This is a genomic window from Verrucomicrobiia bacterium, from assembly GCA_035629175.1.
GTDB lineage: Bacteria > Verrucomicrobiota > Verrucomicrobiia > Limisphaerales > DASXHY01 > DASXHY01.
The window spans coordinates 50,333-74,092 of sequence record DASPIL010000029.1 but is presented as its reverse complement, the minus strand read 5'-3'; the positions used below and the strand labels follow the sequence as shown (position 1 = coordinate 74,092).

Sequence of the window (23,760 nt, the reverse complement as noted above, 5' to 3'; positions counted from 1 at the left end):
CGGTCTTACAAAAATGAAAATGGGCCAAAGAGTTTCTGCGCGGTTTCCGCGAGCGACTCAAGAAACTCCTGGTTCTGGGTTCCGGGAAGCGCGAGCCTCCAATCTTTCGTCGCTTGCGCGGTGTCCCACCACCAGCGCTCGCTCAATGTGATTTCGGAAAACGACTCCTGCAGGTGCGCCAGCCGCCGGTCCAGGAGAGCAACATCGCGCAAACCAGGCGGCGGTGGAGCGACCCGCGGACTGGCAGCGCCAATCCCGTTGACTGTCCTGCGTGATACTTCGACTATGTCGCTTGTGAAACCCAACGGCTGCGGGTAAGCCGGCGCCGGTGGAGGCGGCGCTGAAGGTGGCGGAGCTGGCGAACGACTGAAGCAACTCCTGATGGCTGAGCCCGCGCGGTGCAGTCCTGCGCCAGCGAACTCGACGGCTTGCCGGCCCTTTTCACGAACAGTGATGATGCCTGCAGACACGCACGTTGCAAAACCCGCGGCACTCGTGACACATGCCTTCAAGCTTGAAATCAAACCCTGGGGATCGATCCGATTGACGGGATCGTTGATGACATAGCCATACAAATTGGGACCTTCCAATAATTCCGCATCCGAAAGCGGATCACGCGAGAGCCAGCGCCCCAGTTCGGGATCGTAGGCGCGGAATTGTGTCAGCGCGAGATTGGCTTCGGGAGACCAAAACATTCCCGCAAACCGGAAGTCCGATTCCAGATCTCCACCCATTTTGATTTGCCGCCCGAAGGGATCATAATCGTAGCGCGCGCGCACGTTCCCCGCACTGTCCGTCAGTTCACGAACGGAACCGAGGTGATCCCGGGTGTAAAAGAAACTTCCCGCATTCGGCCCCGATTCAATTGTCATCCCATGCGGAAAGTATCGTTTGGTCACGCTCCCGGCCGCATCGCGTTCCTCGCAAATCCGATCACCGCACCATAAGAACCGCCGATGCGAAACCTGCAAGCCATTCACAAGTTTTCGAATTCCCACGCGGCGGCCCAGGCCATCGTAAGAAAACTCGGTTCGTTGGTTCCCGACATTAACCGCCGCAAGACGGTCGAGCGCATCCCATTCATTCGTGCGCGCCGGCACAGGCCCTGTGCCGGCATTGATTTGGTTCAAGGCGTTGTAAGTGGCCGTGCGGAGCGAACCGCCAGCCTGCTCGGTAAGGCGATTGCCCGCGGGGTCGTAAGTGTAGGCAAACGTTCCCACGAGAATCCCGGCGTTGGTGACAACAGCCGATAGCAATTGGTTTGCGCTGTCGTAGCCGAACGAGAATACATTTGGCACGTTCGCACCCGCGCGCTGTGACCAGCTCGCAATGCGGCCTTTCGGAACATCGTACCCGTACAGAAATTCCGAAACCGGCGTGCCACCCATGGCGTGTGTGATGCGTTGAAGGAACAGGTCCTGGCTCGTGCTGCCGTAACTCAGGTTTTGTGTCTGGCCATTCGGAAACGATGCGGATATCAGCCGATCCGACGCGCCATCATAAACGTAACCAAATACGCCCAGCGAGTTCGTGGCCCCGATGATCCGTCCTGCCGAATCAAACGACATCCTCGTCGCGACTCCATTGATGGCGCGGTAAACAGGGCGGCTCAAGGCATCATAGGCATAGGTGACCGTGTCATTCGTCAGCGGGCCATCCACGCTCGCCAAAGCTCCCGCTCCCAAAGCCGGAATGCCAGTGATGGGATTGTAGGAATAAAAGTTCGTTCCGGTTCCATCCACCATGGAAGTAATCCGCTGGTAATTCGGATCGTAGGTGAACCTGACGCCTGGTGTCGGGACGGAAGAATTGAAATACGCGATCGAGTTGAGCGTCTCATCACGATTCCAGGCGTACTGCGTGACTTGCTGTTTCTCGTCGATCACCTGCTTCAGACGGCTGCTGCCCTTTTCATACTGATAGGTGATCTGGGTGCCATCAGCGTATTGTTTTCCAATGGTTCTTCCCTGCACGTCCGTAAGCCACGACGTGGTGCGCCCCAGGGGGTCTGTTATGCTTTTGATCTGTCCGCATCGGCACCATTCCATGTGCGACACCCGGCCCAAGGGATCGGTTTGTTTTTTAACCTGCCGCATGTTGTCATACTCAAAGAACGTCTGCCGCCCTGCCCGGTCGCGTACCGTGACCATGTCCAGCCGGTCGTAGGTAAATTGGTCAAACGTGGCGTCTGGATACGTGATGCGTGTCACCCGATCCATGTCGTCGTATTCCAAATCAACCCTGTATCCGCTGGGATCGGTGACGGCGCGAACCCTGTACAACGCGTCGTAGTTGTAGGAAATGCGATCAGTGGTGCCCGCCAGCGGACCATCAACGAACATCAATTGCCCGTCAACGCCATAGGTGTAGGTTGTCGTCTCGCCTTTGGGATTGGCATGGGTAAGCGGCTGGCCGCGGACATTGTACGTGAAGGTGTTGGTCTGCCCGGCGACGTCCACCGCCGTCAGCGGCCGGTGCCGGGCATCGTAAGTGGCGCGGAATAACAATTCGTTGTTTCCAGCGCGCGTTTGGCGAACTTCCAATAAATCAATTCCGTTGGTGTCATAGATGTAACTGAGCGTCCGGCCGACGGGGTCAATCGAATTGGTCACATTGCCAAATCGATTGTAGGCGTAGGTGTAGAGCTGGGTCTGCCCGTCTTCGAGGACACGCCCAATCTTCGTGGGCCTGTCGATGGAACCCACCCAGGCCGAGCCGCCCTGGGTATTCTGATTCGGGTAGTTAAACCAGACACGGTTCTCAAGCGGCTCCTTGGTGCATTCCAATATTCCCGACGTCTGGGCTCCGCCGTCGGTGTGGAGCCAGTGATAGATCTTTGCCTGGCTGTAAATGCCGTAGCTGCTGGCCGATGCCGTGCGGTTCCAATAAAAAGTGTTTCGCGGCGAAGTCGAATTGAACGTGAACACCCCCGCGGGAAGGAGTGCCGACGGATCGGTTGCCGGGATAAGCCCCGAAGCCTGGTTATATTCGACACGCTCGCGGCTCCCATCCGGGAACGTGGTCTCCACAAACCGGCTGTTCGCGTTCGTCCCCACCTGCCCCACGCTGAAGGATGTCAGTCCGTAAGGCGTGGTCATGTTGAGGATCCGATCCAGCATGAGCGGATGATCATCTTCCGGCGAGGGAGTGCCGGTGTGGGCTGTTCCCATTTGCGGGTATGTAAACTGTGACTCGAGTCCAAGGACATCCGTGATCTTTACCAGGAATGCGGTGTCCAGATGATTGGTGCTGTCCACGTTCGGAAATGGAATTCCTCCTATGACATATTCGAAAGTCGCAGACCGTCCGAACGGATCGGTGACCTTCGTGATCATGTTGAACAAATTGGTCGGATTCTCCGGCGGATACCCGTAGGAGATGGTCGTCACCTGTCCGATGGCATCCGTGATGGCTGCCAGTCCTTGCCCGCCGTATGTCAGCGTGACGGCGTTGGCCGCGGAATCCATCACTTGCGAAAGCAGCAAGCCATTCGCGCCGCTGAGAGGACCGAAAATCTTCTTCGATCCGTCAGGCCACATCATTTCGTAAAGGTTCACAGCGACGCGCTTGAGCACGGTCTGCTCAAACTGGTTGGGCGCGTAACTCTGGGTGTTGGTGTCAAAACCCGCAAATTTTCGCGCACCTCCGCCTCCAACGAAATGCGTAGCTGTGGCAGAATCAATTCGAAGGGACTCGTTCCAATCATGCGTCCATTTCGGGCCCAGCAACCGGCCGATCTCACTGGGCTGCTGAAGATAGTCGCGATGATTGTAACGCACCGTGAACTGAACAGGAGGTCCTACCGGTGGATTGTAACCGACTGGCGTGTCCTTCACCTGCAAGTTGGCGAGCATCAGATGCACGGTGGAAACCGCCATGCCGTTGCAGGCTGAACCTTCGCACGAGGGTGTTTGTTCGTTGCTGCAGGTGTACTGGTCCGGGTCGTTGCTGCCTGTCACTCCCCTTCCCCACACCGAGGCGCCCTCGTTGTCGTCCACAACCCGCCACCCACTTTGCAAGTCTCCCGGCGGAACCAGAAAATACCCGCTTGATTCATCCTCCAGTGCCTTGCGGCTCGCCCATAATTCCGTGCCGAAGGTGAGATCGTTCAGCAGATACCGATCTCCGTCCCGCCGCACGATCGCCGCATAATGTCCGGCTTTCCAATGCACAACCGACGGAACGTAAAAATGGCCCGTCCCATTGCCGTCGTGCTCACCGGACCGCGCTCTTCTGGGTTCCCGAAACGCCATTCGGTAATTCAACCCGATCTTCTTCGAGAGCTTCGCCACCTGCGTCAGGGAGAATCCCTTTTCGGTCGAGGCAGAGTTAAAAATCTCCCTAAACGCATTTGAAAAAGAGCCTTTGAGAACGTCTGGATCCGATTGAAGGATGCTCTGCAACGCCAGTGGTCCGCAACGGAAGGAAATCTCCGGTTGTTGTTTCATCATCGAGAGCGCCTCCCTTGCAAGATTGATTCTCTCGGTTGCTCCGCCAACGAAAGAGCGCATTTCGACTGATTGAAGCAACGCCTCCAGTTCATTCATCCGACCGAGACGCGAATACAACGCCGCGAGTTCGCAAAGCGCACGATCTGCAAGAAACTTGCCGCGTGCGTCCGTGGCTTTTTGCCCCAGGGTCCACGCCTCCCTCCACGCGACGAGTGCGCAGCTGTAGTATGCGGTGTTGTAATATTCAAGCCCAAGCCCCGTGAGCAGCGCGGCGCGCCACGGCGACGCAGGATGATCCCGCAGAAAATCCGTCAAACTGCAGAAGTCGTCGGGCTCGATTCGTTTCGAGTAATCTAACAGGGCGGTCGCCAATTGCGCATTCTCGTCTGCGCTCGGCTCGCTCCCAATCGGCACCAGCGGCTCGCCAAAAACCCTGGCGCGAAAGATCTCGTCGGTGGTTGGCTTGGCCGAGAACTCCAGGCCTGTCTTCCAAGATTGCATGGCCGGTAACGTGCGATTCACCAGGGAACTTGCAGTCCAGGCATTGAACCCTCCAATCACTGCGGTCGCGCCAAACCAGCAGAGAATCAACAGGCGTCGGAGGGGTTTGTTCTGCGCCGATACTGAAACGGATTGGTCGCGCATAAGAAATGGTTCGAGAAACGAACCCAGGGATTGCTACCAACAATGGCGAGAATTTCCCGCAAGTCAAAGACGTTCTTCAGAACGTTTGTGGTGCACAGCGCCCTCGCAGCCCTTCACCGAAGCGGCATGAATGTCGCCCTTCGGTTTGATTTCACCATTACGGCGCCGCGCTTTCGTACGAGTGAGCCGATTCCACCGGACCACTTTTGTAACGCGGAAAGTTTGGATAGGAACACAGCGGCAGGCTGCGGCCGCCAGCTTTGACGATGACCGTTTTGCCCGGCGCTTCGTTGCGCTCAACCCATGCCATGAGCAACGCAGTGCGATCCACCTGGTTCGGTATCGCAAACGGCGTCACGGATTGTCCGTCGCCATTTGTCGCCGCGCTCCGCCCGCTCAATCCGTGTCCTGTTTGCGGAAGCACGAAGAAGCGTGCAAACGCGTCCACCGTTTGCCGGCCCATCTTGTCGAGCACCGATTGGAAGTAATCCAGTTGAGCGCCGGGCGATGCCAGGGTGTCATCCGTCCCAATGGTCACGATCATCTTGCCACCTCGGCGATAGAACGCGGAGAGATCGGGATTGGTCGAGTCGAGCCATGCGGAAAGTTCCTCCCGTCGCTTGTTCAACGGACCGCCTTCCACATAGTCGAGCGGATTCGCAGAAAGATCCTCCATCAGGAATCCGGTCACGCCGAGCGATCCCAAATGCCTGTGAGCAGGCGCGTTTTCCGCCGCGCCTTCCTGTCCTTTGAAGCGCCGCTCCGCGATCAATCCGCTCCCGGCAGGGTCGGTGTTTGGAACCCACATTCCAAACGATCGAACGCCGTTTGCCAGCGGCGTCGCGAACGGATAACCACTGTAAACCCGCTTCAAAGTCTCGATCTGTCCATCGGTCAACCGCGCGCTGGCCGACGTGTCTTCAGGATTTGGATCCACGCCGTTCGGAGCGCGGAGAGCCGACCAAGGATTGCGGTTGGTGTCGCCCTGCGACATGTCAAACAGGGCGCGTGCGGCCGTGTAGTTATTAATCACCCCGTCCACCAGGCCGTCGAGCTTGTCAGCCTGGCGCATGAATTCGGCGCGGATGGCATTGGCTTTCGCGCGGGTAACCCAATTGGAAATCGGCTTCTCCTTAATGCGAATCAGGTCCGGCGCCAGCATCAAGGTCGAGAAGCCCACAATCGGGACATCCGCAACGATGCCATCGTAATCCGACGGGTATCGCTGTGCGACGGTCAATGCCTCCCTGCCGCCCTGGGAAGCCCCGATGTAATAGTTGAAACGCGGACGTTCACCGTAAACGCGTTCCATGATCACCATCGCGGCATCGCGGGTTTTCTTCATCTGCATGTAGCCGAGATTGCGAATGGCCTCCTCGTTGAGAGCCCAGTCATCTCCGCCGCTTTGAGATCGCGGGCTGCCGAAGCCTCCCATTTGATGGCCGGAATCGCTGCCATAGCGCGCATAACCCGCGGTGCCGGATCCCGGGCGTTCACCGCGCAACATGGGAACCATTCCATTCATCCCGCCACCGCCGATTTGAATCGACTTGCGACTCCAGGCCGCCGGGAGCAACACGCGGAAATTGATCGGCTTTCCCTTCGGGTCCTTGGGCGCAATCGACCCTTCAACGATTGCGTGAGCGACAGAATTCCCAGTCGCCTCCACCCAGCGCGGCGGGGACAGCGTCACGCCATTCACGGGTTCGCCAATGGCGCTGGCCGGTATCGAACTTCCCACCTTTTCCAGCGTGACGTCGTCTGCGGTTATGACGATCTCGTTCGTAACCGCAGGGAATTTCGTTCCTGGAGCGGGAATGGAATCGGCCGCCTGGATTGCGCAGGGTGAAGCGAAAACGAATGCCAGGCAGGATCGAGCCACAGCCGCGAACAACGAGCTTCTCCCTGAGTAATGTTTCATATCAAAAGGATCGGAAGGTCATTTCACGACGTCCCCGACGCTGAAAGTGAATCGGGTTACGGGATCGCCTTCCTCGTTGAGAAACCGCGCGCAAAAGTCGGTGGCACCGCCCCCGTTGATGACTGCGCAGCGAATCACATTCCGCCCCTTCTTGAGCGTCAGGCGTTTGGAAACTCCGTCGTCAATCACAGTTTGTCGATCGCCGTAAATGCCAATGACCTCTGCACCGTTCACCCACCAGACGGACGCGGCGTTCGAGCCGATGGCGAGCCGCACGTTGGATATTTCCTCCGGACAATTGACCGTTGTGACAGCCCAGAACAAAACGTAGGAAGTTGGTTTTCCGAGCGCGTGGGCGAAGTGATAGAGATTGACGTTGTAATTCCTCGTGTCCACAGCGTGCCACGAAAAATTCGTGCCACCCACCGTAACAGAATCGCCATGGCGCGGAACAACGGTGAACTGGTTGGGAAAGTATTCCTTCTTCACCAAGGCCTGCGCGGCCCTGTCGGCGAGTCCATTGGCGCTGATCGGTTCAAGGATGAGCCAGCGTTGCAGAAAGCCAGCGGCATCAGGAGCTTTCTCGGCGGACGCGGGTCGTGAAAGCGAGGCTGCGGGATCGCGCGTTGCAGCGCCCACCTCGGCGCCATTCGCGAGGTTCGACGAACCAGCCGCAAGTAGAAACAACGACGCAAGCATTTTGTGGAGCGTGATCATGATTACGTTTCGCGCACTTCCATTTTTCAACGTTCTCGAATTACGAACTTCAAATTCAGCGTCATGGCGCTTTGAGTATCCATCGCTGCCGGTCAGTGTTGGGATTGAACCGCGCGAGTGTTGCAAAGCTGCTGCCGATGGCAGAGATCGCCGGCGAGTCCTTGGCACCCGGGACCGCCTTTGGCATGATGCGCCAGGTCCCGTCAGTGAGTTGATCCATCCGCCAGAGTTGATGCGGTTCCCCGGAAAAGACGGGCACTGTGGTCAGTTCAAATTCCTCTGTGGCAGCCAGGGCGCGATCCGTGCCCGCGATGGTGATTTTGAAATACGGCGATCCCATATAGCCGCCGGCATTGGTGACGGCCGTGATGGTCCATTTCTGCTGCGCCTGGCACATATAATTGGCCATGCGGGTGGGGATGTTACCGGAGGGCCAGTTCGTCGAGACCTGCATGACCTCCTGCGGTGGGATCGAGACGCCCGTTCCAGCAAACATGCCACCACCTCCACCAGGCCGCGGTGGTCGTGGTCCAGCGGCGTTCGTTTGACTCGCAACGTTATTCGTTCGGGCGCCTGGCGCGCCAACGCCGGGTCCGGCGCGCCGCGCTCTCGGACCGCCGACTGGCAGCCCTTCCACGGCCAGTTCCAGCGCAGTGCCCGTTCGTGCGGATTCAATCTGGTAAGTGCCTTCCTTGAAGTGATCCCCTGCAACCGGCCAGCCGTCCTTCCATAACAACGGACGGATGTCCAGCACACTCGCGCCGCCGCGATCCAGGTCCGCTTCATAATGAAGCGAAAACTTCTGCACTTCCGCGCCCAGCTCAATCAGGCCGAAATGTCCGGGGCCAATCACGCGCCCGCCAGAGCCGACGAACAGCTTGCCGCCACCCAGAATCATATCCACACCCGCGTTATCGAGATACGGACCCGTAATTTTCTTCGCGCGGCCCACGCGAATGTTGTAGCCCGATTCGGCGCCCCGGCAGCAACTGCCGTGGGTCGCCAGCAAATAATACCAGCCGTCGCGATAAATCACGATCGCCGCTTCGCAATTGATCGCAATGTCCGCGGGCTTGTCATTGGGATCGACACGTTTGCCCGTTCTCGGATCCAGTTCGACCAGCCGGATGTAACCAAAATAGGAACCGTAAACCATCCACAGTTTGCCGTCGTTCGGATCGAGAAAAAGGCCGGGAGCGATGGCGTTGCAATCTTCAAGTCCGTCCGATGCGGCAACCACGCCTCCTTCCTCCCATTTGTAATCCGGTGAATCCGGGTCGAGAGACTTGCTCCAGATCATGTTGATGTCCGCCCTGGGCTGCGCGCCGATGTTCCGCGCGATATACAGATAATAGCGGTCGCCGATCTGTATGGCGTCTGGCGCCATTCCGCTTCGCACAGGCGTGATGCCGCGCCGCCACGTCCAGCCATCGTCGGAAACCAGAGTCGCTCCCCCGGTTCCGTAAGTGTAGAACTTGCCATCGCACGTGACGATGGTTGAGGGATCGTGGATTTGAACCGTGCCATCAAGCGCAATGGCAGCGGACGCAAGCGCAACAACCGCGGCTGTCAGAATTTTGATCTTCATAGAACCCACAGTTCAGGAATTCAATTCAGTCCAATTTAATGTCCACCTTCCAGTGATCAGCCATGGCTTTCAATTCATCCAACGTAAGATGGGTGACCGCGCCGTGCTTCGGGCGGTCGAAGTTCGTTCCCTTCATCACGCCTTCGTTAAATCGCCCGATGTACGCGAAGGTTTCGAAGTCCGTGGTTTCGCTGAAGCCCATGTTGTTCGGACGCGCACCATAAACGTCATACATCAGAATGTAGCGATCCGTGCCCAGACGTTTGAAGACGTTCGGCGCTTCGGTGCTGACCGTGTTGGGATCGATCCGCCGCGGCTTCGCCCGGTATCCGTCATTGATCTTGTCCGAGACAGCATGGCGGATCTTCGCGTCCGCCACATAGAATTGATGGAACGTGTCGCCGACGCGCGTGATGTCGCTATCGATACCCCCAATTCCCGAAATGCGTTCGGGCGTGGTTTCCAGCTTCGTGAATGCGTCATCGGTGTAGGAGTAATAAATATGGCAGGCTTCAACCCCGCCCATGCGCATCGTGAAATAGACCATCATGCGGCCCTTCTCCTCGTCATAAATCGTCTGCGGCGCCCACGCGCAGCCAATGTCGTTGAATTTCTCGAAGGCCTTGTCGACGCGGAAGTCTGAATGCGTCCAGTGAACGAGGTCGTAGGATTTCATCAGGACGATGGCGCGATTGTTTCCCCAACCGTATCGTTCCACCGGCCGTTCCCATTGATTGGTGCGGAAGCCGTGGCGCTGGCCTGCGATGTGGAGATCGGTCATCGCGAGATAGAACGCCCCGTCGGGTCCCCGCGCAATATGCGGATCCCGCACACCCTTTTGTTCGGCGAGCAATTTGCCGTCGAAAATCGGCTGGCCTCCGTTGAGATCCGTGAAGTTGTAACCATCGCGGCTGACCGCAAAATACGCGGAATGCGTCTGGTCCTTAAAATACACGAAGAGGTAGCCTGCCAGGTCATTCTCCTCGAGATTGCGGGCGTTCTTCGGTTTTTCAAGCGCCGGCACAATCTTGATGCCGGCCGTTTGAACCTGGGCCACCAGTTGCTGGGATGCAATCAGCAGCCCAGCGATCATTAAATAAACTCCAGCCATAATGCCTTTCGAATGTCCGACCGACACCCCGCCGCAAATTCCAGCGCTCAGCCGGCTTTGCAATCGCGATCGTGGCGCAGGTTTCCAAACAATTTCCAAACTTGCGCTATCTGCGGTTATTTAGCGTTGGGGCGAAATGCGGTAAAGGCCGGCACTCTGCTTTCTAATCGCGCGAGTGAAGGTATTCGTGAATGTTCCAATATCTTCCCTCTTCCACAAATCCCGCACCGTGACCGCCCCCGTAACTCCGAGCTCTGCCAATGAAACCGAAACAGACCTCCGATCCTGGACCACTTTCTTGGGCGGATCCACAAGCACCTGAAATTGCACGGATCCCCTGCCCTGGTTTCCTGACGTAATCACACCTCGCGCCGTGAACGTGTCGTACCCTTCGGGAAGCTGATCGTATTCAATCACCGATACCGCATGCGTCCCAATCCCATTCACAGGCTCGCCGTTCAGCATAAGCGGCTGATCGTCCACAGCGCGATTCACGCGGGCCTGTCCCCATCCAGCGGTGGCCATCGACCATTTCAAGTCCGTCAACTTCAGGCTGCCTTTCGATCCGGTGAGCGTCGGTTCAATCCAAGCCCCGTGATCATAATGCGAATTGTCACCCGCATCCCCAAGAACCAGCACGAGCCGATGCGCATTCGTAACCGGCACGGAGATATCGACAATTTCGCTGCCCGCGGCGCCACGAATGGAGCGGCTGCGATGCGTGACCTTCGAAAGATCGAAAGGCGAATCATCATTCTGCGCATTGAACAAGGCGACATATCGATCCCGGCTGCCTGGAACTTCGGCGCTCCAGACGATGAGATCGTCCTGACGCGATAATTGACGGCTACCCACGCTGGCCTGATTCACGGCCAACACCTCGGGGTTCGTCAGCAAGTCGCGCGTGAATGTGTCCAGCTTCGTCATGTCCCCGCCGAAAATGAGCGGTGATCGCGCAATGCACCACAACGTCATGCAAAGGATTTGCTCATCCTGGGTGAACCGCGTCGGACGCGTGAATTCAACAATGCCGAACGGCAGCATGTCGGCATCCGGCCACGCGCCTTCCGCGCGGTACTTCGTCCACTTTTCAAGACGCCCAAACATCTCGTAGAGCGGCTGCCAGCGATCCCAGAAATCGTCGGAGATGCGCCACATGTTCGCGTGGTTCATCACGTGGTCCCCGCGTCCAATCGGAGTATCGCCTGGGGAAAGACTCAACACGATGGGGCGTCCGGATTTTTCGATGGCCTTGTGGATCGCCTCGATCTCCGCCTTCTGCACGTTGTCATAGGCGCGGGAGATGTCATCCACCTTTACAAAATCAACGCCCCATGAAGCGTATAGAGCAAATAGCGAGTCGTAATATTCCTGCGCGCCCGGCTTGCTCATGTCGACGCCGTACATGTCAGGATTCCAGGGACAGGTCGACCGCGTGTTGGCGATGTCCGCAGCCCGTGCGGTCGTGCCCAGAATAGCCGTGTTCTGTTTCACTGCCTGGCGTGAAATGCCGCGCATGATATGAATGCCAAATTTCAAACCTTTGGAATGCACATACTCCGCCAGCGGTTTGAAACCCGCGCCATTCACCGACGCTGGAAACTTGTTTGTCGCAGGCACCAGGCGGCTGTGCTCATCCATAGCCAGCGGCGCGCCCGCGCGATAAACATGGCCGCGGGAGTTTGGCTCATACCATTGGATATCCACGGTGAAGTATTGGTAACCCGAAGGTAAAAGTTCGCGGGCCATTGCGTCCGCCTGCGCTTTTGCCTGCGCCTCTGTCAGCGTGGTGCCGAAGCAATCCCAACTGTTCCAGCCCAGCGGCGGAGTGGATGCGAACTTCCAATGAAAAGGCGCGGACTGCGCCACGGCCACCACAGTCATCCACACACCTGCCACGATCGGCGTTAAGAGCGATAATCGATGTTTCCTCATGGTAATCCTATTCGTCAAACCGCTGAATAGTGGCCGTCCCGTTTCTTTCGATCAACCCTTGTGTCAACGATCGCAACAGGAACGCGGCGTTTACGGCTCTTCAGCGTTCGCGACCCGCAGCGCAGTGCCTTCCCACGATTCAGTGCGCCCATTGCCGCGATCTGAACGCCGCGCTCCGGGACAAGTCCCGACATTCCAATTTCATTTCAATGGCGCTAACTGTCCGACGAAGCCGCCGCCCGGCCGCAACGAAAGTTTCAATCGCTCCCTGCGCGTGACCGGCTTTTCCGTGCGCTGCCACTCATCGTTGCGGTCGGCGACATCAACCAATTGCACCATCTGGAACTTGCCGCGTCCCAGGAAATCCAGAGCGATATCCAGCGTCCTGCCTTCACCGCCATTGATCACGCCAATGAACCATTGCGTGCCTTTGCGCCGGGCGAAGGCCGTGCACTTGCCGATCTCGCTGCCGGGCAGGACGATCGTTTCATCCCACGTCGCGGGAATCGATTTCAATACGTCGAGCGCCGGATTAGCAAGATAGTTTGTCGGATGATCCGCGTAACAGAGGAACGGAGACGTAAAGACAATCGCTTGCGCCAGCTCGCGCGCCCAGGTATAGCCGCGCAGCTCCTTCGGATTAAACACCGTGGGCGTGTAATCACCTGCCCCAATGACGTATCGGGTGAATGGCAGGATGGTGTCATGCGCCGGTGGCAGCGTGCGCCTGTAACGGATGATATGCCACTCGTGGCCGCGAATGGATTCGCGCGTCATTTCGTTTGGCCAGGTTCGATCTCGTCCAACGGGCTTGTTTGCCCCATGAAAGTTCACCATCAATTTCCGGGCAGCCGCGTCACGAAGTGTTTCGTCATACCAATTAACCCACCGCACATCGGCTTGCGGCTGGAAATCGATCTTTACACCGGCAACACCCAGCGCAACAGCACGGTCCAGGAAGTTCGAGCGTGTCGTCGGGTTCGATACGTCGTTGCAATGCACCCAGATCCAGATTTTCACGCCGCGGGTCTTCGCGTAATCGCAGACCTCCTTCAGACAACCCCAATTGTCGCGCCCATTGTCCTTCCAGTTCTTCCAGTTTTCATCCACGAGGTAATACTCAAAGCCCAGGTCGCGGGTCCAGTCCACCCACTGACGCTGATCCTGAAACAGGGGATCGCCGATGGACCACCATTGCCACGCAGATCGGCCGGGCTTGATCCAGTCCGCATTGACAAGTTCAGTCGATGCGGACGGGCACAAGTTGCGAATCAGATCGCTGTTCGCCAGGGCGTTCAAATCACGGGCGAGCAATGTGACGCGCCAGGGCTGGACAACGGCCGCATCCGTCATCCAGCCATCCCGATTCGGAGGCGCATGAAAACGTAAGCGCAATGAATGATCGGGGGCAACCTGCACGTCCGCATCGCTGTAATTGAGAAGGTTCGCCTCCGAAATGAGCGCATAACCGCCGCCCGGCAGCGTGAATGTGACCGGCAACGCGATGTGTTCGTTCGTCCGAAAACTTCCGAGCAGCCTGCCTTGGAAAATACCCTCGTAGTTAAAGGAATCCGTTTGATACCAGGCCATCGGGTTACCGGGAATTTTCCATTCCGTCGTCTCCCGGTTGATTTTCCTGCCCGGCCTGGCGTTCAAACGGGCGCGCAAGGCGACGCCGTCGTTGTAGGCGCGCACATCCAGGTCGTAAGCTTCGCCGCCGGGGCTGCTGACCGACACCGTGGTTTCGCGGCAGTGATTCTCCGCCTTAGCATGCGCACCAAACATCGCGTAAGTCTCACGAAGTTTGCGCGATGCCGTCTTCCCAAGCTTGACTCCTTCGCCGAGATCGACGCCATCGGAAATGATGCCGAAGCGGGACGTGGAAACAACTTCGCGTTTGTCGAAAACAACCGAGTAACTCAACCCGCCGGTGTCGGTGACGGTAACCATCACCTTTCCGTCGGGCGATTTCACCTTTACCGCGGCGGACTGAACCGCGGCGGCAAAGAGGATGACCGCGGCAGAAAACAGGCCCGCTGTTGTCATGGAACTCATAATGTTTGTCCTTTCCCCCACCCTCACGTCGAAGGCGAGGGGTGAAATGCACGTCCGTCCAGTCAATGTCCCCGCCACCTCATTTCGCCAGATTGATCGCAGTTACGGGATCGTTGTCGTAATTATAGGGTCGATCCAGGTTGGCACTGCACGGAGTCATCTGCTTCCATTTTGCGAACTGCGAGCGGCCGTCCACAAAGAGCCAGTTCAATCCGTCGCCGTGTGCGCCATTTCGCGGAGGATTCAGGTCGGTGTTGAACAGCGCGTTGTTCGCGCTGGCGAAGCACACCTGAACAGCCTTCTGGGTTGGACGCGTCACTGAACTCACCTTGACCCTGTTTCGATAAAACGTCGCATAATAATAATAGGAGCTCGAAAACGGCAGCTGGTTGGTCATGCCTGTCTGGCCCTGTGCGATGAGCAATTGATAGTTAAAACCAAGGCCCCGTTCCGACGGACAGCGATAGAATGCACGGTTGTTGGTGCTGATGTAATTGTGCTGCAAGCCGGGGAGATCAATCAGCGGCATGCGCCACCAACCGGCCGGCGTGTAGGGGAAGGTATCGCGATAATCGCTCATGTACATCGCCATGACCAATCCGACCTGCTTGAGGTTGGACGTGCAGACGGTTCGATGCGCCTTGCTTTTGGCCTTGGCGAGCGCGGGCAGCAGCATGGCCGCCAGGATGGCTATGATGGCGATCACGACCAGCAACTCAATCAATGTGAAGGCACGTGACCTTTTGCCGGGAACAGAAACGGTTGGAAGGATTCGGAAGGCAGTCATACGCATGGTTATTTTGGCACTCACTCGCATTGAACACTCGAGTTCATGAGCGGCCATTTCGAATCCGAGTGTGTTTTGGTTCAAGCCAACCTAGCCAAACCGCAGAACCGCGGCTCTAGGACGTATGTCACAGGACCGAGCCCGTCTCAGCCACAGCAACGCGCAAACTCCCGAAGACCCGGACCTTAACCACGGATGGACACGGATTCCAGATGAGAACCGAGGACGGTGGACAGAAGACGGGACCAAAAGAGTAAAGGACTAAGGGACAAAAAGCCACGAACCACGAACGACCTCCATCTTCCGCGGTGCAAGATCGAACACCACTCGAGTCCCCGGGAGATGATTGACCAACGACGCAAGATCTAGCATTTGTGTGTCACGCATCGATCAACAGTTCGCAAGTGCACGCACGTGAACGAATCAACCGGTCTAAATAAAACTCCACAGTGGGATTACGACGCGTTTCTGAGTTACTCCACGCGGGCGGACTATAAGCTCGCCGTCAAACTTGAGGAGTTCCTGGAGGGTTTTCATGAAGAGCGCGGCATCCAGGGGCGTCGTCTTAAACCCATGCGGATTTGCAGAGATGGCGGCGACTTTGTTCTACCCCGGTCTCGCGGGAGGCCGTCGCCGCCGGAGGGCCAGCATCTTGAGCCGATCAAAGCCTTGATCAGGCCTTACCTGGAACGGTCCGCAGCTCTTGTAATCCTGTGGCCTGGACGGGATCAATCGACTGCATTTATGGATTGGGAATTGCAGGAGTTCCTTCGCCAGAACAACGACAACCAGTGGGACCGTCCTGTTCGCATCGCTGTCACTCAGGGAGAAGACCCGGCCGCCGCCCCGAACTCATTTTTCTCCGACACACAATTGGAAATTGGTCTTCACCACGAGATATTTTTTGACCTTCGCGGGCAGCAGTCCAACTCCAGTGCTTTGAAGAAGGTCCGGGATTTTGACCGCGAACGCATGCGCCTCGCCGTCGATCTGAGGGCGCCTATAGACCCGCAAGGAAACTCCCTGGCGGCGGACGACCTCATTGCGGGCTGGCAACGCGAGCAAGAACGGCAATTCCGAAAACGGCGCAAAATCAAATCCGCCCTGGTGCTTTCCTTTGCTGTCTTCGCGGCGATCACTACAGGTTTCGGGTTCTACGCAATTCAAAAAAAGAGGTTATCGGAGAAAGCCGACCAATGGACCGACCAGTCCTTGACAGAAAAGTACTTTCACGTGATTGGCCCGCCGTCTGGCGTCGGGCCGTCGCGGGAGGAAATCGAGGCCGTCTGGGAACTCGCCCAACTGCCACCTGCCAAACATGGGGTTCGAAAGCAAATCATTACCAGCTGGCTTGAGACCGACGCATCCACATTTCGCGCAACCGACAACGACGCGCTCGGCCTCCACGCGGCGATAGGACTCAACACACCGGTAAGGGAGCATTTCGACTCGCGCGCGATTAAAGCATCCCAGCGGCTGCTGGCTGCACTGGAAGCTAAGCCTGGCGTGAATTCGGGCAGGGAGGGTTTTGCCTTGGCTCCGCTGGCTGCAACGATGAGCCCCGACGATGTCGCACCGTTTGCAGCACGTGCTGCGTTCGCATTGGTCAGAATACTAAACGACACTCATGAAGACGAAAGTGATCGCCTCGATAGGGCGGCAGAGGCGTTTTCGAAACTCGCTCTGCATTTGGACCCGGCCGATGCTGCTTTAACCGCCAGGGAACTGGTCAAGTCGATCGTGAATCCACTCAGCGATGACGCTCAACTACGAGAGTTGCAATTTGCGTTGGAAGGCGTTGCCGCAAGATTGGCTCCCACTGAAGCTGCCGCGCTGGCTCCTTTGCTGGCGAATGCACTGGCGAAGCAGGATTCTTCGCAACAGGGTTCTAAAAGGCGACGGTCGGTCTTGGCCGCTTCTCTGCGACTTCTAGGCGCGCAACCCACTCCTGCCGGTGCAGGGTCTCTTAGTGAAAGCCCGGCCACGGCATTGGACGACACGCTCGAGAAAGATTCCACGCGCTTGTCGCAATCGGTTTCGGTTCTTGTTGGAGTAATGCTTGCACCTGAGAGTGATCCTGACGACGTAAGGATGTCTGCCTCGGCGCTGTCTGCACTGGCACCCAGCTTGCAGGGGGACAGCACTGCTTCTCTGGTTGAAAGTTTACTCGAGGCGCTTATAGCCGAAACAGATTTCGATCGCCGATCAAGCTTGAGCCACGCGGTGTCAGCCCTATCCCGAACATTGAACTCGGACGATGCCGGGATTTTGGCTGGCAGGCTTGTCATGGAGTTAGAAAACACACCGGACGCATTTTTGGAGGAGCTGCACGAGAGGAACTCCTTTCGGAGCGCCGCTTTGGCCGACACCCTGGCAGCGCTCACCCTTCGGATGAAAACCAACGACGCCGCAGTACTGGTCGCACGCGGCGCCTTGGCTGTGGCCAAGGGGTTGCAAAACGCCCACGCCAATAGGACGGGTTCACTTGCTCTTTCGGTCTCGGGTAGCGCTCTGGCCACCCTGGCTGCGCAGATTCCCCCCGCCAAAACCAAAGAGACTCGACTTATCGCTCTATCGTCCATTTTTCTGTATCCGATCATGGTTTCCCAAGAGGGCGACTTCGGTGATGAAACAAGGAATACAGTGAGGAATGTCTGCTTGGTGCTCAGCACCAACGAACTTGTCGAGGTTCTCAAATGGCCGTTCTGCGTCGGTAAGGCGCAAAAGCTGGTTCTAGCGGAATTGGAGAAAAGGTTGTCGCCGCGCGAGAGATTCCAGGGTGATCTTTGGAAATTCGTTCATCAAGCCCCGAAACTCGGCTTCTCTCAGAAGTTACTTGATGCCCCGGCTACTCGCCCGCGAACCGAGGTCGCGATTGGGGAACTGGAAGCCCTCATTTCGATAACCAAAATCAGTGAAGCGAGCGCATCCCGACTTTTGTCCCAACCCTCAAGCGACCAATGACAGACTTGCCACTCTTTACTGGCGTAACCGGATCGACACGGCTGAGATGCTAAAAGCTGAAAGGCTGAAACGGGGAAAACGGGTTTACGCGAATTTCTCGAATTGTCGCGAACAGGGAAGTGAGAAACACAGGATGCAAAGGGAAACTCCGATCCCATTTCGTGTGTTTCGTGTGATTCGTGGTTCTCCTGCTTTTGATGAGCTCCCCTCTCCGTTTTCTCTGCATTTTTCTGTTAAATGTCTTGTTTCTTCGCGACCTTCGCGGCCTCCGCGTGAGGCATCTCGGGGTTAACGACGAACCGGCGGTTCGGAAAGTTGCAGGCGAGTTTGGTTTCCCGCCGTTTCAAGACGAGGAGATTCAGGGTAGCTGGGTGCTGACATTTGGCGTCTTCCCTGATGACAGTCACACCGGAGAAGCTGTTGTCGCTCTGTTGAGACGCGGTTGTGGAGTTGCCGATAACGCAGATATCACCTACGCAGCAGGAGCACTCGACGCCGCTTAGCAAAGGAATCAATTGCTGCGGCCGTTGGAATTTTCCTTAGCGGCGAGACGCCCCTGAATGCCGTTGCGCTACACAGCCGGGAGACCGCGCAGCGCGATGGTCGCTAACTCTTTGCGCTTCGACGGCGAAGTGCTAACGCGGCGATGCCCAGGCCCAACAGCGCATGGCTCGAAGGCTCGGGGATTACTGTTTCTCCCGAGAATGTCAGTGACCACGAGACAAGTTTCATTTCGGCGCCTTCTGAAAGGTCGCCAACCGCCAGTCGCCACTCCCCGTTTGCAGGACGTCCGTTAAACACTTCCAGAAGACTCAATCTTTCCGTGTCAAACGGCAGCGTGCGGCCGTCGGGTTCGTAAGTGCCTGTCAAAACTCCCGTTCCCTGGTCCCACACGTGAATGTCTCCGGCGGGCGCGCCGTCGCGAAACGTCACGTTCCAGCCGTCGTAAAAAAATCCGATCGGATCGCCACTGCTCATCCCCACGCGGTTCAACAGAATGCTCGTGGGCCCGAAATCCGCGTTGAGCGACACAAACATGTCACTCGCGAATCCATTATCCGGCGACGTGCCAACGAGATGCAATCCAATCTCCACGCGCGTGATCGAAAGAATCGGCGAATCGCCAATCGTTTGCAGAAATACCATCGGCGGATCCTGTGGATCCCCGATCGTCAAATCGACGTCGAATACACGGGTGGGTTCAGTGATGAGTTCAGCGGAGGCAATGCCGGCAGAAGCGGCCATTGCGATGGCAACATGTAATACGGGTTTCATGTAAAAGTTCGATGAAGAGAGTGGATCACGGATGCGGAACGGCGCGGTACAGGCGCATTGAATCGGGCGGATTGACGTCAATGTGTTCGAACACGCCATTTGTCGGCGCAATGTGGACTGCGAGAGGATTGAACTCGTTCCACACGTAGGGCGCGATTTGCGTTGTCGTGTACTGAACACGATACGCATTTGCTGGAACCCCGATGAACTTCAGAACGTAATCGCTCCCCGCGGCCGTGATAGCGGCGACGTTCGGTGCTGAAACGGCCGGGCTTCCTGCGATTTCCAAAACCTGCACGGTGTTAGTGACCAGATGCCCTCCTGGCCCGTCGCTCAAAACGTAAACGAAACTGCCGTTGCCTGCGTTCGTGGCCGGTGCTGTGTAGACAACAAAGTTTCCAGCGAAAGCGACCGTCGCGCCTGGAGGCATCGGCTGCGCAACCGATGCTATCGTCAGCGGATCCGAATCTGGATCGCTGTCATTGCCCAGCAAGAGCGCCTTTGCAGTTTTCGCAACGCGTGTTGTATTTGGCCTGGCGATGCTGTCCGCCCCAGCAATCGGCGGCTGGTTCACGTCAAGAATGTTGATGCTGAACCACGCCGTGTCACTCTCCGCACCATCGGAGTCCACGGCATTTACTGCGAACGTGTCCGTTCCATGTGTGTTCGTACTGGGCGTATAAACAAGATTCGGCGCAATGCCTGAGAGCGTTCCGTTGGTTGGATTTGCCACGATGACCCAGTCGACGGCATCCGTTCCAGGATCGCTCGCTTCAAGCAGAATGTTGGTTACCTGATTTTCGAGGATCGTGATGACACGTCCAACCACCACGGGAGCAACGTTGGTTACTGCCAGAGTGAAGGAGGTTGAGTTGGTTGCAATTCCGTCGGTGACTGTGATTGTCACCGTCGCAGCATCCTCGGGTCCATCCAGTGTGGTCAACGTCCACGCCCACGTGCCCGCGCCGGAATCGGCGATCACCGATCCCACCGAGGCCGAGAGATTCACCGTTGCGTTTCCATCGGCATCGCCAAATGTGCCGCTGTTTCCAGCAAGGCTCCCCTCGCCCACAGTGATCGTGCCTGAATTCGCCGCCACGCTGGGAGCTGCGTTGGACGGAAGGAGAACGCGGGCCTCAACGTTTGAATCGAGCCCGGCGTCAACATCTGTCCACGCGACGGCGAATCGATCATTGGAAAGTGCTGTTACTGAAGTGATGGCCTGGTCGCCGGATCGATGCTCGTTTACCTGGAACCAGCCGTCGTCGACGGGCGTTCCATTCGCAGTGTAGCGGCGGCCAAAAACCCCGCGCAGGTCGAAGTCGTCCGCGTCGGATGTCCAGGTGATCACAAAGCCTCCGCCTGAGAGTCCCGCAATCGATGCGGCATACAGCGTGGCTGTGTTCGTGTTGACCCGAAACGCGATCCCCTGCAACGCGCCAGTATTGTTAAATCGCGCAGCCTCAATGTGCGAAAAATTCGGATCTGCCCACGCTTCGGAAGCGACGACGAATCCATTCGCGATCGACGCGACGCGCGGAGGACTATAGCCGGTCCACAGGATTCCCGTGCTTTGGTCTGCGCCGTTTGCCCCCACCCGCGCCACGATTTCGTAAGTATTGGGATCCGCCCACGTGACAGCATAACTTCCATTGCTGAGTGCGGCGATGCCCGGGCCTGATCCAGCCGCTGCGATCACAGTCTCGCCTGACAGCGGGGCGCCATCGGCCGCGGCGAAGCGTCGCAACCGCACCTCCCAGCTTTCGTGGAGCCATGCGACGACAATCGATCCATCGCTCAGTGTCGCGATTGCGGGCGAGTAATGCTGCCCGCTGGATGTGCTGGCGGAAAGTTCGGGTCCCACGCTTCCATCCGCCTCGACAATGCGAAATCGAACATTGTAGGCGCTGCCAGCGTAGAGGTACGCCACAGCGAAACGTCCATTATTCAGCGGCGTGACCACAGGGGTTGACTCGTCGGCCGCTGGATCGGAACTGGCAATGACGAACTCATTCCCGATTCGAACGCCTGTGCTGGAATAGCGCTGACCGTAGAGACCATGATTTACGAACGGCGCAAGAAGCTTCCCGTTCTGCCCGGCGGATTGCCAGACGACGACAAAGGTGCCGTCGCTAAGGGTCGCGATGGACGCGCCGCTTTGCGTGTTGGTTGTGTAAGTGTTCACCGCGATGTCGTCTGTGAAGTTCAGATCCTTCGTCGATTCGGGAACCACCGTGAACGTGAACACCTTGCTGAAACCTTCGCCCGGAATGGGATCACCGTTGAAATCGGTTTGATAAACATCGTGATAGCGCAGCGTAACCGAAGCTGTCTGACCGATGGCTGGAATCGTTCCACTCCCAAGCTTCACCTGCGCAAAATTGTTGGCGGTGCGATCGAACGAGATCGTGAACAAATTCGGCACCGACTGTTCTTCAATGACCCAAAACCCGCCGCGAGTATCGCCTGTGTCTCCGGGCTTCATCGTCGCCACGACGCTGCCGCTGGCGGCGTTGTTGAGAATTACTGCAGCGATGTTGTCGGAAATGATGTTGGTCGGCGCGTTGTCGGGATAAACATTGCCGCCGGATGACACTGAAGAAGGCGGGCCCTGCAGGGTCCAGGACGTGCCGAAGTTGTTCATGCTTGTCGTGTCGGCGGGACTGGTATCGACGAATCGCCAGTAGTTGGCCGGGTTTGCGATGTACGAGGGTGAAGTGCCCATCGTGTAAGTCGTCCAGTTCTCGCCGTCCGCGCTGTATTGAAAATAACCGCGCGTGACGACCCATCCGAACGCGGGGACGTTGTAGATTCCGACCGACGTTACGGGATACGATCCAGGATAGCCGCCGAGGGGCGTGGTTCCGGTTCCGAATTTCCAGCGATAGCTGATCCCGCCGGGCCGCACGAAGATTTGGGGTGGCGGTGAAAAGGTTTTGTCGGGAGGGCTCGACGGCGCGGCAAATCCTCGAATTTCAAGCGCCGCGATTGCGACCGCGATTTGAACCAGGCAGAGAAGAACCGCCGGAACTTTGACAAAATTGTGTCCAGCAAAGTGCTTGAACGCTGGCCTTAAGAGCGATGCTGGTGAAAGGCCCGATTGCAGTCCCGTTCTGTTCATTATGTGCGAGTTGTTCTGAGATCCCGATCGTATCGGGCGCACAGAGTAACCGCTGAAGGGAATTCTACGAACCGCCGCGCACGGTGGCTCCCGTGATCATCAACCAATTCGCTCAATAGCCGTGGTTCGCGTGGACTCGGCCGCCCTCCGAATCCGTGGTCAAGCAAACTAGCCTCGCGCGAAGGTCGCGAAGGTCGCGAAGAAAAGAGACGTCGGACGGGAGCGCAGGCCGCAGCCTGCTTCAGCGTGATCCACGCGGGCGTGGTGGAAGTTTCAGCTTTTTAGCGTTTCAACAGTTTTCTTCAAATCCGTGTTCATCCGTGTCCATCCGTGATTAAAATCCCGCACCTCACTTCGTCACACGGTTCCAAAGCCGCTCAATTTCGATCCTCAGGACCTTTGCTTCCTCCCAGGAATTTCGGAAGGTCGAGAGACAGTAGCCTCCCTCGAGCGGGCCCAGTTCAGGACAGATGAAGATTTCACGATCCGAACCGCGATTGCCTTCCATCCAGCACCGCATCAGCGCTTCAGCAAACGGCAGCCAGTCGTTGACCTCTTGCGTGAGGTTGCCCTTCGCGTCCGTAATCGGCACTTGCCCATGATGACCGTTAAACGGGCGGAAATGAAACTGCTGCGCGTGCTGAACCAGATCGGACCGGGTGAGAAGGCGTGAAACGAAATTTCCCGGGACCAAATGCTTCACGACGGCGAAGTGGGAAAAATCGATCGAACACGAAAGCAACCCGCCTGTTGCTTTCTCATACGCATCGCACAATGCATAATGCTTTTCAGGAGTTTCAGTGCAGGTGCCGCGATGCGTTTCAATCGCGGCAATGATGCCAACGCGCTTCGCTTCGCGATTCAATGTGAGCGCGAGCTCCAGGGCTTCATGGGCGGGCGTGTCAGGAGACGCAAGCTGCACGTTGACCTGAACGGCCCCGCAGTCTTTCTGCTCCTGCAACAGGCGCGGAAAATCTGCTGCGCTGCCCGATGCCATCCCGCCCACAAAGATTAAGCCATAACGACGGCAGCCATCGCGCAGTTCAGGACTTCCCGCCCAGCAAACGCCGTCGAACCCGGCTTCTTTGATCGTCCGCAGCTTTTCATCCAGCGACCACTCGCTCGCCATGGTGGGATGGCCCATGAATGTCCAGAGGTTTGCAATGTGTCGCAGGATCATGATTGGAAGG

13 protein-coding genes are annotated in these 23,760 nt (G+C 57.3%); 2 read left to right on the top strand and 11 right to left on the bottom strand.

The genetic code is table 11. The features are described from left to right. Positions 1–5 precede the first annotated feature (5 nt). The 8 genes from VEH04_04770 to VEH04_04735 all read right to left on the bottom strand — a co-directional run bounded on the left by VEH04_04770 (position 6) and on the right by VEH04_04735 (position 15,210). On the bottom strand, positions 6–5,096 hold the full coding sequence (locus VEH04_04770; protein HYG22075.1) for an RHS repeat-associated core domain-containing protein: 5,091 nt from the start codon (positions 5,094–5,096) through the stop codon (positions 6–8). Between the two features lie 157 nt (positions 5,097–5,253). Further along, positions 5,254–7,017 (bottom strand): tannase/feruloyl esterase family alpha/beta hydrolase, encoded by a 1,764-nt coding sequence (locus tag VEH04_04765; protein HYG22074.1) that lies wholly within the window; start codon positions 7,015–7,017, stop codon positions 5,254–5,256. 18 nt (positions 7,018–7,035) lie between these two features. Further along, positions 7,036–7,734 (bottom strand): acetylxylan esterase, encoded by a 699-nt coding sequence (locus VEH04_04760; GenBank protein HYG22073.1) that lies wholly within the window; start codon positions 7,732–7,734, stop codon positions 7,036–7,038. 61 nt (positions 7,735–7,795) lie between these two features. After that, positions 7,796–9,322, bottom strand: coding sequence for a family 43 glycosylhydrolase (locus tag VEH04_04755; GenBank protein HYG22072.1), 1,527 nt, complete (start codon positions 9,320–9,322; stop codon positions 7,796–7,798). Between the two features lie 25 nt (positions 9,323–9,347). Then, positions 9,348–10,433 carry a glycoside hydrolase family 43 protein gene (locus tag VEH04_04750; GenBank protein HYG22071.1) on the bottom strand — a complete coding sequence of 362 codons (1,086 nt, stop codon included), beginning with the start codon at positions 10,431–10,433 and terminating at the stop codon, positions 9,348–9,350. Between the two features lie 120 nt (positions 10,434–10,553). Beyond that, positions 10,554–12,368 carry an NPCBM/NEW2 domain-containing protein gene (locus VEH04_04745; GenBank protein HYG22070.1) on the bottom strand — a complete coding sequence of 605 codons (1,815 nt, stop codon included), beginning with the start codon at positions 12,366–12,368 and terminating at the stop codon, positions 10,554–10,556. Between the two features lie 201 nt (positions 12,369–12,569). Continuing rightward, positions 12,570–14,423 carry a glycoside hydrolase family 97 catalytic domain-containing protein gene (locus tag VEH04_04740; GenBank protein HYG22069.1) on the bottom strand — a complete coding sequence of 618 codons (1,854 nt, stop codon included), beginning with the start codon at positions 14,421–14,423 and terminating at the stop codon, positions 12,570–12,572. Positions 14,424–14,502: 79 nt separating this feature from the next. Beyond that, positions 14,503–15,210, bottom strand: coding sequence for a prepilin-type N-terminal cleavage/methylation domain-containing protein (locus VEH04_04735; GenBank protein HYG22068.1), 708 nt, complete (start codon positions 15,208–15,210; stop codon positions 14,503–14,505). A gap of 414 nt (positions 15,211–15,624) precedes the next feature. Here VEH04_04735 and VEH04_04730 point away from each other — a divergent pair, with 414 nt between their 5' ends. Next, positions 15,625–18,174 (top strand): hypothetical protein, encoded by a 2,550-nt coding sequence (locus tag VEH04_04730; protein ID HYG22067.1) that lies wholly within the window; start codon positions 15,625–15,627, stop codon positions 18,172–18,174. Positions 18,175–18,371: 197 nt separating this feature from the next. Continuing rightward, positions 18,372–18,677, top strand: a complete 306-nt coding sequence (locus VEH04_04725) for a hypothetical protein (protein ID HYG22066.1) — start codon at positions 18,372–18,374, stop codon at positions 18,675–18,677. A 103-nt stretch (positions 18,678–18,780) separates the two neighbouring features. Here the strand turns inward: VEH04_04725 and VEH04_04720 are convergent, their stop codons facing one another. The 3 genes from VEH04_04720 to VEH04_04710 form a co-directional block, all read right to left on the bottom strand. Continuing rightward, complete coding sequence (locus tag VEH04_04720) at positions 18,781–19,449, bottom strand: PEP-CTERM sorting domain-containing protein (GenBank protein HYG22065.1); 669 nt, start codon at positions 19,447–19,449, stop codon at positions 18,781–18,783. 25 nt (positions 19,450–19,474) lie between these two features. Next, entirely contained in the window at positions 19,475–22,570 is a 3,096-nt protein-coding gene (locus tag VEH04_04715) for an Ig-like domain-containing protein (protein ID HYG22064.1), read from the bottom strand. Between the two features lie 349 nt (positions 22,571–22,919). Continuing rightward, positions 22,920–23,750: a xylose isomerase gene (locus VEH04_04710; GenBank protein ID HYG22063.1), complete on the bottom strand. Its 831-nt coding sequence runs from the start codon at positions 23,748–23,750 to the stop codon at positions 22,920–22,922. Between the last annotated feature and the right edge of the window lie 10 nt (positions 23,751–23,760).

Coding starts and splice junctions, on each gene's coding strand:
- VEH04_04750 (HYG22071.1), bottom strand. CDS start 10,433: ATGGCTGGAGTTTATTTAATGATCGCTGGGCTGCTGATTGCATCCCAG.
- VEH04_04765 (HYG22074.1), bottom strand. CDS start 7,017: ATGAAACATTACTCAGGGAGAAGCTCGTTGTTCGCGGCTGTGGCTCGA.
- VEH04_04725 (HYG22066.1), top strand. CDS start 18,372: ATGAGCTCCCCTCTCCGTTTTCTCTGCATTTTTCTGTTAAATGTCTTG.
- VEH04_04715 (HYG22064.1), bottom strand. CDS start 22,570: ATGAACAGAACGGGACTGCAATCGGGCCTTTCACCAGCATCGCTCTTA.
- VEH04_04745 (HYG22070.1), bottom strand. CDS start 12,368: ATGAGGAAACATCGATTATCGCTCTTAACGCCGATCGTGGCAGGTGTG.
- VEH04_04735 (HYG22068.1), bottom strand. CDS start 15,210: ATGACTGCCTTCCGAATCCTTCCAACCGTTTCTGTTCCCGGCAAAAGG.
- VEH04_04770 (HYG22075.1), bottom strand. CDS start 5,096: ATGCGCGACCAATCCGTTTCAGTATCGGCGCAGAACAAACCCCTCCGA.
- VEH04_04740 (HYG22069.1), bottom strand. CDS start 14,423: ATGAGTTCCATGACAACAGCGGGCCTGTTTTCTGCCGCGGTCATCCTC.
- VEH04_04755 (HYG22072.1), bottom strand. CDS start 9,322: ATGAAGATCAAAATTCTGACAGCCGCGGTTGTTGCGCTTGCGTCCGCT.
- VEH04_04720 (HYG22065.1), bottom strand. CDS start 19,449: ATGAAACCCGTATTACATGTTGCCATCGCAATGGCCGCTTCTGCCGGC.
- VEH04_04710 (HYG22063.1), bottom strand. CDS start 23,750: ATGATCCTGCGACACATTGCAAACCTCTGGACATTCATGGGCCATCCC.
- VEH04_04760 (HYG22073.1), bottom strand. CDS start 7,734: ATGATCACGCTCCACAAAATGCTTGCGTCGTTGTTTCTACTTGCGGCT.